Here is an 11,371-nt window from a genome sequence, read left to right as displayed (position 1 = left end):
TTGCGCCCTTTTTTGGGGCTTTTTTCTTTAAAAAAAAGACATGATGGAAAGGCTGAGAATCCATCATGCATGACTTGGTAATTTTAACGTAAAAAAGAGAGGCGTAACGAAATGCTTAAATCATTTCGTTACAGCTTCTTTTTTATTATCAAGTAAAAAAAGACTAAAAGATTGCTCTTTTAGTCTTCACAAGTAAACGTATAAGATGTTGAAGCGTGAAATTTGTCTCCAGCATGTAAAATAGTTGGTGAATCTTTTTCAAGATGAATACTATCAGGGAGGTAGGACGTCTCAATACATAAAGCAGTTTGAGAGGACATCGGTTTTTTATTCTTGCCAAGACGGCCATCTAAATAGTTAGCACTATAGATTTGAGCTAGAGGCAGTGTAGTGGACACTGTCATTATTATACCGCTCTTTTCTGAGCGAAGGGTTACCTGATCATGATTCTCATCAAAAATAAATGGATGATCGAGACCACGGGCTATCTTAATTTGTTCATGATCATGGTGCAAGGCTTCTCCAATAGTTTTTTCTTTGCGAAAATCAAATGGGGTATGATCTACATCTGCTATTTCACCAGTGACTAAGCCATCATTATCTACAGGTGCGTAGTGCGAAGATTTCACCTGTAAATAATGTTCATCAATATTTGAGGCTTCACCGGATAAATTGAAATAGCTATGATTAGTGATATTCACTAACGTAGTTTTGGTAGTGGTAGCTCTATAGTCTACTTTTAAAGTTGTCTGCTCTAGACTATAGGTAACATAAAAATCAAGGGTGCCTGGGTAGCCTTCCTGGCCATCAGGAGATACGTAGTGGAAGATCACTTGATGATCATCGTAGGTATAATCAAATAAGCGGTAAGAAAAACCTTTGAGGCCACCATGTAAACTATTAGGGCCATTGTTGATGGGTAAGTGGTAGGTCTTCCCATCTAAGGTAAAGCTTCCTTCTTTTATACGGTTTGCAACACGTCCAACACATGCTCCTAAATAACCATCATAGCGCATGTAATCTAACACATCGTCATAGCCAAGTACGACATCACGAAATTGATTTTTGTTGTCCTTCACGTAAATATTACGTATAGTTGCCCCTAAGTTGAGGATATGTACAGACATATCCTCATTTTCAAGAACAATTTCATCGATGAGATTATTTTTGTGTATCACTTTTGTCATAAAGCACCTCCGTAAAATCATGAATTACGCTCTGTACTCCTAGATATTTTTTATATTGATCACCAAGCTGAGTCGTATCGACGACAGTAATATTATGACAATTTGCTTCAATAGCACTTTGAATACCAGAGATGCTATCTTCGTAAATCAGGCAATCTTCAATGGGAACGTTAAGTCTAGTGCTTGCTTCTAAAAACATAGCAACTTTATTTTGATAACTGCCATCATCATAGACGATTTGGGTAGGCTCTATATAATCATCTAAGTGGAAGGAGGAAATAAAGAAATCCATATTATCTTTAATTGAAGCACTGGCAATTGTAAAAGGAATACCGGCTTTTTTTAACTGTTTAAAGTAGTCATATGCTCCAGCAATCAAATGGAAGGACTCAGGGTCTTTTAAACAGTAATCACGGTAATATTCTTCTTTAAGGGCACTGTAGGTTTTCTTCTGTTTAGGAGTAGCCTGATTTTCTAGTAAATAGTCAATAATGACTTCATTGGGTACACCATTACACTTTGTATAAAGTTCCTCTTCAGTAAGAGGTTTATGTCTTAATAGCTCTGAAATCTGATTCCAAGCTAAAACATGTTTGTCATGATCTATAAAGAGGGTCCCATTAAAATCAAAGATTACTGCTTTCATTCAATCACATCCCGATTGTCAATGACCATCTTATAGTAGTACGCTGAACATTTTGGATAACGTTTTTGTGTATTGAAATCCGCATAGAAAAGGCCGTAACGTTTATTGTAGCCATTAGACCAAGAGAAAACATCCATTAATGACCAGACAAAGTATCCTTTTACATTAGCACCATCACTAATAGCTTTCTTTAAGGCTTTTAAGTGTTTATTGATGTAATCACAGCGTGGGGCATCATCAATAAAGCCATCTTCAAATGTATCTTTATAACCCATACCATTTTCGGTAATATAAATTGCTTTATACATTGGATACTGTTTTTTCACACGCATGATCATATCATACATACCTTGTGGATAAATCAGCCAGTCCCAGTCAGTGGTTTCAATGCCTTCTTTAAACATTCGTTCACCAATTCCTTTAAGTCTAAAGCGATTTGTTCCTTTTTCACCTGTACCATTATGATGAATATCATTTTCTCCATCATAAGCTTTAATGAAGTGACTCTGATAATGATTCATACCTAGATAATCATTAAGAGGCGCAGCCTTCTTCATAATTTCAAGATCCTTTGCATCAGGATCAAAGCTACCATCATTTAAAGCGGCTAACGCCTTAATGGTAGTTAATGTTTCATCGGTATATTCACCTAAGAATGTAGCATCTAACACAAACTGATTAGCTAAGATATCTTCTTTCTTAGCCGCTTCTCTATCAGCATCATTATCTTCATAAGGATATTTTGTCTCTAAAGAATGAATAACCCCAATTTTCCCAGAATAATGTCCTTCTTTAAAAGCAATGACTGCCTTTGCGTGAGCTAGCATCATGTAATGCATTGATAAAATAGCTTTAGGAATATCATACTTGATACCTGGTGGGAATGTCCCTTCAATATACTGATTTGTAGCTACTGGCCATACTTCATTGAAAGTAAACCAGTATGAAACTTCATCCTTATATTCTTCAAAACAGAATTTTGCATACTGAACAAAGGCTTCTACTGTTTCTTTATTAAGGAAATCACCTTTCTTATGCAAAGTATCTGGGGTATCAAAATGATGTAGTGTGACATAAGGTTCTACCCCATTTTTATGACATTCTCTAAATACACGATGATAGAAATCCACACCTTCCTGATTGATTCGACCTACTCCCTCTGGGAAAATACGGCTCCAGGCAATGGAAATACGAATTGCCTTAATATGGAACTTACGACATAAGTCTAAATCAACAGGATACTGATGATAAAAATCGCTGGCAGGATCCCCCGAGAAACGCCCTTGGGCAGCGAGAAAGTCGTCCCAAGCGACTTTCCCCTTTCCATGGGTGCGGGTTTCCCCTTCACACTGATAAGCAGCGGTTGCTCCGCCAAAAACAAAATCTTGCGGAAATTTCATATTATGCAGCCTCCAATACTTTAAATACAAATTCTAATGCTTTTTCTGGATTACGAGTTAATTCAATATACTGTTTACCCTGGCAAGCCACTGATTTAATGCCTAAGCGATCAGTATCTTTCTTTAAATCCTGATAATAAGAAGCTACCTGAGGAGCTAATACGACTAAATCATAATCTTTCATGATATCAGTATGAGCACCATAGCTGCCTGCTGCAGTTACTAAAGGAATATCTTTTTCTTTAGCACCTTTAGCTAAGGCATTTGCTAATAAACCAGATGTTCCACCACCAGCACATAATACTAGGATCTTTTTAGAATCTAAGACTTCACCATTTACTTCTGTATATTCTTCAACTTTAACTTCATTAGTTGCATTCTTTTCTTCTTCTACTTTTTCTAAGTCATACACTCTGAAGAATGGATAATACATAAGGAAGTCTAAAGCTAATACAGCAACTAAGAATAAGCAAGGTAAGAGTTTAATACCACAGCCAAGAATTATACCAAGTGGGCCTGGTGTACACCAAGGTAAAGTGTAAATAAAGCTATCCATTCCAAGGAAGTCCACAAAGATCTTAAGTAACCAGATATTGAAGACTGGAGTTAAAATGAAAGGAACGAAGAACACTGGGTTTAAGACCATTGGTGCCCCAAATAAGAATGGTTCATTAACATTAAATAAAACTGGAATACTTGATACACGACCAATTGCTTTTAACTGTTTTGATTTAGCAAGGAACGCAAACATTAAACATGGCACTAAAGTTGCACCTGTTCCACCTAAACAAACAACAAAGTACTGAGCACCTAAAGATAAGACGTGTGAAGCATGGCCTCCTGCCTGAACAGCCGCAAAGTTTTCTGACATACCTAATAATAATGCAGCAGAAATAGCAGGTTCAACGATAGAAGGACCATGAACACCTACAAACCAGAAAAGTGACATAGCTCCATAAATAATAGCTAAACCAACATAACCATCAGCAGCACCAAATAATGGCTGGAAGACATTAATAACACCTTGAGCAAAGCAATAACCAAATACATTTCTAAATCCTAAATCAAATAACCAGAAGAAGACAATTGCGACTGAGAAAGGAATAACATCCTTAAAAGTCTGAGAGATATTTGGAGGTACCTGTTCTGGTAACTTGATTGTAATATTTCTAGAAACAAAGAACTTATAAATACCACCTACAACGAAGGCTGCAATAAATGCTGTTAATAATCCCTTAGAACCAAGTAAAGCATTACCAAAACCTGCATCACCAGCTTTAGTTGAAATGGCATCACTTGATAATAATAAGAAACCGATCATTGAAGCAGCCATTGTCGAGATGAAGTTTAGCTGATTGTTTTTTGGCATATCACGATTAAGAGCATCTGTGAAATGTTTGGCTGTAGTAGCCGCAACAACTAAAGCTAAGATTCCCATCGAATAGTTATAAGGCTTCATTAAAATTTCTTCAATTGATTTAGGCCAGTTATAACCCCAAATATTTGGGACATAAGCCACTAATAAGAAAATTGATGAAAAGATAATAATCGGCATCGCTGAGAGGAAGCCATCACGAATGGCTTTCAAATAGCGATTACGTGCTAATGCATCAAAGAATGGTTTTCCTTTTTCAATTGTTCCAATAATTGTATCCATATACATCCCCTACTTTCTATAAATATCTACCAAGGTATCCATAACATCTTTTAAAAGCATCGTTGTCATCAAATGATCTTGTGCATGTACAGTAATAAAACCAACTTCTACACCGTCTCCACGGGCTTCTTCCTGAAGTAATTCAGTCTGAGATTTGTGAGCATCCACTAGACAGTCATTGGCTTCATTAATAAGTGATTCACACTTATCAAAATTTCCTTTTTTAGCTTCCTGTAAAGCCAACAGTAATTTAGTACGCGCATCCCCTGAATACGCAACGATTTCAAAACCAACCATGGTTGCTTCTTCTTTTGTCATAATTATTCTCCTTTACCTCTTGACAATACTGATCAGTGTTGCCACATCTCCTTTTAAAAATGAGATATGGAAATATTTTTCAATAGGTTCTAAAGACTTGGTTAACTCGCGCGTTTCCTGTGGGTATTTCACAATGATTTTATCAGAATCAAAATTGACATTTGGCGTCTTATTTTTCATCAAACGATCGATGAGGCAGGCCATGTGGACCATTAAGCCAACATAGTCGTCTTCATCAAGATGAATATTTAAGATTCGCTCATAATCATTCATAAAAGGAACAATTGTTGCTTCAAGATCTTGACGATCAAAAGCTTCAAACTGTGATTCCAAGTAGCCTAGAATATCAAAATATTCCTCTTTTTCTTCTAGTAATTCAGATATACTTGAGACCTGATCAATCCTTTTTTCATCAATATAGCGAACATTGAAGAAAGCAGGATCGAATGTTCCAACAATCGCCGCTAGGTTACCTACCATCAGAAGGAAATCAAGCTGTTTGACAAATGATTTTGTATCATCTGCTTCAAAGTGGTAGATCTTATAACCATCAGCTCCATCCAATACTTCAAGACGATTCTTAATCTCTTCACTCTTATGTTCCTGACTTTTTGAAAAAGCAACAATAAACTTTTCGTTGACATTTTTCACTACCTGACTTGTTGAGGCATAATCAAGCAATCTATTATGAATCACTTCAAGGGTATAACCTTGATCTGCAAGCTTAATTGCACTCATCAGAAGTAAAGAAATCGGCACCTCTAAAGTACTGATACGAATATGTGTCTCTTCGCTAATACTGCTAAGCATCACATTGATCGAGCCCATATCATAAATCACATGGACACCTTTGCCTTGATCAATAGAAACAATTAAAGCCTTCAAACGCTCATATACTTCGTTGATATTTTCATCAAGTGGCATATCAAAGGCATAAAGATGACACTTTGGCATCAGATGACTGACCACTGAAGCAATTGCACTTGCCCCCTGCCCGTGCATAGCTACCAGGTTAACAACCTGGTCACCCAATTTCTCACTGCTCATCACACTCAAGAATAAAGTGAAGAACAGACTTTCATCAAGACTGAGCTTCTTTTGCAGATCCTCTTCAACATGACGAATAAACTTACGACTCAAGAGATACTCCTGATTATAGGTTTCAATGATATCCATCATGGTCGTATTATCAATTTGCATCTGTGTTGAAGCCATCAAAACTGTATCCTGTAAATGCATCGCTACACCAAAGATATAATCATGAGTAAAACTACGATGAAGTGTTTCTCCAGCTTCTTTGAAAAATTGGATAACTTCCTGACGTAACCCATTATTCATCAGCTGATTTTCACCAGATTGATCATACAAAGTATAAAGATCATGCACATAATCACGAACACTATCACCTAAGTGTTTCACTCCAACCGTATTAATGGTATGAATCAAAGGCAATCGCTTCTTGTACGTGATCTGATAGAGATCCGCCTCAATATCCTTTTCTCTTGTTTGTAAAGTCGTCTCATGATCGAAAATGAATAAGGCTGTGTGAGCAATAAATTCCATCACATCCTGACGATTCTTCATATTGAGTAACCCTTTACGAACATTGGGACTAAAATCACTTAACTCTAAGGTAAGTGTATGATTTTTCTCACGTCGATAGGCATTGGCGATTCCCTTAGCGATTTCTCTTTTCATTTCCTTTATCCCATCTACACAAGGATAAATAAGTAAGCATTGCATGAGACCTACATTAACAATAATACGATCATCAAGGCGCTTTGATTCATCTAGAAAGAAATACTCGATTAAACCATAACGATCCTCTAAAGTCAGACTATTGAGTGAGGGTAAATGAATAACGAAACGCACTTCATCAAATAAGCTAACATCCTCATCACGATCAACTTGAAAAATGACGATCCCCTTAAGTGTATGCAAGCATTTTTCTCTTTGTACACGAGTAAGCTTTTGGGCATTCTTGATCAGATAAAATCCTTCTTTGTCTATGAAATTGTCTTTAGAATCCTCACTCAGGTCGATCTCTACGACCTCATCCCGACTGACCATTCTATTTACATAGGCGTACGTACATGCCTCTCGTGCAAAAGCACTTGTTCCGCTGCCACTTGTGGCAACGATCAAGATCTTTTTTACGTCATCGGGAAAGTGCAATGCTGCTTTCATTGTTTCAATTGGTTCTTTTAAGAAGGTTTCACTACCATAAAGATGAGTGAATGCTTCATCTTGATTAATAATAATCTGATAAAGAACAGGTCGCCCTTTATACTTTTTAACCTTTCCTTCCGCGACAAGCGTATTTAATAACGCTGAGACATTAGAACGTTGCATATGTAGTTGTGCTGATAGAAACGTTGTATCCAGCTTGGGCGCTTCTGTGAATTCCTCACTATAATGTAGTAAAAATTCATAAACTTTTTGTTTGTTTTTCATCGTTGCCTCCTTGCCGCAACTTCTCTATCCGCCTTCTATGATAATCGAGTCAATCGCTTGTCTCAAATGTGTGAAATAGTCATTTTTTATACACATTTCACGATTTTTAAATGGATTTTCTTCCTTGTGTATAAAAATTTGATACACATCTTATACAAATAACTGTCAAAATGGCTTAAAAGTTGCGAGTGTATACGTTTACATTAATATTTCATCCTTTATTATACACTTTAAATTTTTTTAAAAAAGTCATTTCCAAGGAAATAATCGATGATAGACATACTATTATAAAACGAAAATTTGATGATGGATGAGGTTAAAAAAAAGAAGTTGTCAACCAACCTCATTTTTTATACTTATTTTTAATAAATAACACAATCAGACAATATCCCAAAGATTTTTAAAATAAATATATTTGAAATTTACCCCAATATTGTATTTTTTAAGCATCTCAATTAACAGACTGTAAAATATCGCATATTATAAAGTGAAGTCGTGCTATAATAACAGCAGACAAAAATAATCAATGAAAATTACTCAAAGGAGAGATATATAATGAGATATGCACAAATCAGAGAAATAGATATTGCAAATGGGCCTGGTATTCGTGTTTCACTCTACACACAAGGGTGCCATAGACATTGTCCAGGATGTTTCAATGAGGAAACATGGGATTTTAAAGGCGGAAAGGCTTTTACAAAGAAAGAGGAAGATGCGCTTATCACATTAATCAATAAGCCACATATTGCTGGATTTACTTTACTTGGTGGAGAACCAATGGAAAAAGAGAACAGAGAAGATGTATTAAAGCTTTTAAAAAGAATAAAAGAAGAATGTCCAGGTAAAACTGTCTGGCTATATTCTTCTTTCTTATATGAGGAGATTTGTCAATTTGAAGAAAACATCCTCGATTATGTAGATGTATTGGTAGATGGCATGTTCATCCTTGCCAAAAAAGATGCTAAGCTTCGCTTTAGAGGATCTTCAAATCAGCGTCTTATTGATATTGCTAAAACAAAAGAACAAGGTCAAATCGTTCTATTTGAATAAGATAATTACCCATAGAACCAGCTTCACAAAAGCACCATGCAAAAGTGAAGCGGCTCTTGTTGGGTAATTATCTTTTTGTTTAGAATAGACAAAAAGAGCAATCACTGGAAGAAAGAAACCTAACAGGGCATAACCTAAAGAAGGCATATCTTCACTAGATTGCCTGTAAGCACTATAATTTCCTTGATACTGTGGTTCTTTTTCTTTATAGGGTATACTATCAAGACGACAGCCACAATAACTACAAAAGCAATCTGTATCCTCTAGTAATTTATGACAAGATGGGCATTCTTTCATAATCTCACTCCTTTCTTTTTTATTATATCACATAGTGAATATTACTTGATGACATAACTGCCATATAGTGATAAAATACCGACGAGGTGAAGAAAAAATGGATAGAATTACAAGTTTTAGCGTTGATCACACAAAGCTTAAGAAGGGTATCTATCTTTCACGTAAAGATGGAGATCTTTATACATGGGATATCAGAATGACTGAACCAAACAATGAACCAGCATTAGATCCTAAGGCAGCACATGCTATTGAACATATTGGTGCTACACTTTTAAGAAATTCAAATTTCAAGAATAAGATTATTTACTTTGGCCCTATGGGATGCATGACAGGCTTCTATCTTATTACAAGAGACCTAGATATGCTTGCAACTGTCCCAGTCATCATGGACATGATGAAAAAAATCGCTGAATGGAATGAAGACATTCCAGGTGCTAAGATGGAAGAATGTGGAAACTATACTTACATGGATCTTCCAAAAGCAAAAGAAGCTGCAGATACATTTGTAAATGCCCCATTAGAATTTGAATATCATTATCTATAAAAAGAAGCGACTTACTCAGTCGCTCCTTTTTTATATAATTCAAAAAATGTTGCTAAGGAAGACTTGATGACAACTTGTGTCTCTTCTTCACTTAAGATTCTTCCACATATTATTGCGATTGCAATATAGTAATCATAGAAATGCGGTTCTATGTCAGAGACAAAATGATATTCTCCTTCACTTTCTACAACTCTAATATTGATCTTGTCTCGATCATAATGAAGCCGATACATCATTCTTCTAATTCCCGTCTGTTTAGCCATACGTATATGCATAGCATCTGCCACAAGATTGACAAGTGCATCAATGACACGTTCTTTCTTATGACCCTCCATAATCTTCGTCAATGTTTTTACAAGAAATACACTTAATTGATGATGGCTGATTGTATCATCATAACCAATATTAGCTTTTCCTTTTCCTAAAACAAGATGTACAAACAATGATTCCTGTGTAAGAGGACGCATCTTCCTTACTTCTAGATGTTCATCTAGAGAAAGATCAAACATGCCATTATGATTCAGTTGATCTGCTAAGAAACAAAAGGCAATGGCCTTCTGTTTCATCAGCTGTCTTCTCTCCTCTTTCCAGTGTGAAGATTGTGGTGAGACATGAAGACAGACAATATATGTGCCTTCCGATGTATCATAAGCTATTGTATGGTATACATAACTGCGGTTGGCTTTTTCAAATTGACGAATCATTTCGATGATTTCATTATCTTCTATAAGAAAAAGTTCCTGATGAGAAGAAATCTGATATTGACCTTCAAGCAAAAATTGATTTGATAGTCCTAATAGATCAAGGCGAGCAATAGCTTCATCCATTTGTTCTTTTGATGGTATATACACACTATTTCCCCCTTCTTTTTTACTTACTCATTCTATCAAATATGGATTTATGTGAAAAGAAAAAATAGATTATTCAATTAAGAATAATCTATCCCTGTAATTGTTTCTCATAGTCTTTGCAATGTCTAAAGAATGTTGAAACATTCATTCCAATATGTTCAGCAGCCTGTTTTACAGTTAATTCTCTATTTTTCCATTTATGATAATATTCAACAAAATTATCTGGATTCTTAACTTTCTTTCTACCGAATCTTGTACCCTTTTCCTGAGCCTTTCTCATACCAGTAATTTTCTTCTGGTTAAGATAGAAAAGGTTTAGATTATATCCTACTTCAATGTAGTCAACTTCAGCTAATTCCTTATTGTAGATACGTGTTTCGGCGTCAGATTCACCATCCACAAATACTTCGATATAAACCCCTCTTGATAAAAGCTGTTTCCATCTTTCTACAAATCCTTCCCATGTAATAGAAAGATCCTGAATGTTGAAAAGCAATACTGTATCATTCTGCTCAAGTTTCTTAACTAGTACATTGAAGCCTTCATTATTTTCGTAGACATTTTCGTTCCCCACTGCATCTTTTAAGACATCGCGTTTAATCTTCGAATCACTATGAAAATCTGTTACGAAAGCATATTTCATAATTGTTACCCCACTTTTCGATAGGTAGTGTCAAAAATCTATATCACATAGCACTAATACACTACCCTCAATTTTATCTATATAAACAGTAAAATGATTACTGAGTATATCTTAGTAATCATCTTTTTTCGTATTTAACTAAAAAAGATGAAACCTCCTGTGTTATACTTTTAGCGCGAACAAAAAATATCACGAAAGGATGTTTCATCATGGAAAGTATAACACATTTAATTAATTCTATTGAATCTTTTTCTAAACAAAATTTTAAGTTCTCTCAGTATTTTCAGGCTTTGAATCTCCTTGGCAAGATTCCTGATACTGTTT

General features: G+C 35.5%; 11 protein-coding genes. 2 read left to right on the top strand and 9 right to left on the bottom strand.

Annotated features, from left to right (window positions below):
* Positions 1 to 179: 179 nt before the first annotated feature.
* From J6L95_RS08855 to J6L95_RS08830, 6 genes are read right to left on the bottom strand one after another with little or no spacing between them, the layout of a single operon-like run.
* Positions 180 to 1,187: an aldose epimerase family protein gene (locus J6L95_RS08855; RefSeq protein WP_287458865.1), complete on the bottom strand. Its 1,008-nt coding sequence runs from the start codon at positions 1,185 to 1,187 to the stop codon at positions 180 to 182.
* Complete coding sequence (locus J6L95_RS08850) at positions 1,162 to 1,833, bottom strand: HAD family hydrolase (RefSeq protein WP_287458864.1); 672 nt, start codon at positions 1,831 to 1,833, stop codon at positions 1,162 to 1,164. The genes J6L95_RS08855 and J6L95_RS08850 overlap by 26 nt, the downstream gene beginning before the upstream one ends.
* A complete protein-coding gene (lacG, locus tag J6L95_RS08845; protein WP_287458863.1) occupies positions 1,830 to 3,233 on the bottom strand; it encodes a 6-phospho-beta-galactosidase in 1,404 nt (467 codons plus the stop codon). The genes J6L95_RS08850 and lacG overlap by 4 nt, the downstream gene beginning before the upstream one ends.
* A 1-nt stretch (position 3,234) precedes the next feature.
* On the bottom strand, positions 3,235 to 4,890 hold the full coding sequence (locus tag J6L95_RS08840) for a PTS lactose transporter subunit IIBC (RefSeq protein WP_287458862.1): 1,656 nt from the start codon (positions 4,888 to 4,890) through the stop codon (positions 3,235 to 3,237).
* 9 nt (positions 4,891 to 4,899) lie between these two features.
* Positions 4,900 to 5,208: a PTS sugar transporter subunit IIA gene (locus J6L95_RS08835; RefSeq protein WP_031589528.1), complete on the bottom strand. Its 309-nt coding sequence runs from the start codon at positions 5,206 to 5,208 to the stop codon at positions 4,900 to 4,902.
* 12 nt (positions 5,209 to 5,220) lie between these two features.
* On the bottom strand, positions 5,221 to 7,662 hold the full coding sequence (locus J6L95_RS08830) for a PRD domain-containing protein (protein ID WP_287458861.1): 2,442 nt from the start codon (positions 7,660 to 7,662) through the stop codon (positions 5,221 to 5,223).
* Between the two features lie 555 nt (positions 7,663 to 8,217).
* Here J6L95_RS08830 and nrdG point away from each other — a divergent pair.
* Entirely contained in the window at positions 8,218 to 8,712 is a 495-nt protein-coding gene (nrdG, locus tag J6L95_RS08825; protein WP_029069892.1) for an anaerobic ribonucleoside-triphosphate reductase activating protein, read from the top strand.
* Here nrdG and J6L95_RS08820 read toward each other — a convergent pair.
* Positions 8,701 to 9,009 carry a hypothetical protein gene (locus J6L95_RS08820; protein WP_287458860.1) on the bottom strand — a complete coding sequence of 103 codons (309 nt, stop codon included), beginning with the start codon at positions 9,007 to 9,009 and terminating at the stop codon, positions 8,701 to 8,703. The genes nrdG and J6L95_RS08820 overlap by 12 nt on opposite strands.
* 97 nt (positions 9,010 to 9,106) lie before the next feature.
* Between J6L95_RS08820 and J6L95_RS08815 the strand changes: the two genes are divergently transcribed.
* Entirely contained in the window at positions 9,107 to 9,553 is a 447-nt protein-coding gene (locus tag J6L95_RS08815; RefSeq protein WP_074687318.1) for an S-ribosylhomocysteine lyase, read from the top strand.
* An 11-nt stretch (positions 9,554 to 9,564) separates the two neighbouring features.
* Here J6L95_RS08815 and J6L95_RS08810 read toward each other — a convergent pair whose 3' ends face one another.
* Complete coding sequence (locus tag J6L95_RS08810; protein ID WP_107318252.1) at positions 9,565 to 10,404, bottom strand: hypothetical protein; 840 nt, start codon at positions 10,402 to 10,404, stop codon at positions 9,565 to 9,567.
* A gap of 88 nt (positions 10,405 to 10,492) precedes the next feature.
* Entirely contained in the window at positions 10,493 to 11,047 is a 555-nt protein-coding gene (locus J6L95_RS08805) for a hypothetical protein (RefSeq protein WP_287458859.1), read from the bottom strand.
* Positions 11,048 to 11,371: the final 324 nt, after the last annotated feature.

Source organism: Kandleria sp., assembly GCF_017934775.1.
GTDB lineage: Bacteria > Bacillota_I > Bacilli_A > Erysipelotrichales > Coprobacillaceae > Kandleria > Kandleria vitulina.
This window is presented reverse-complemented; position numbering and strand designations above follow the sequence as displayed.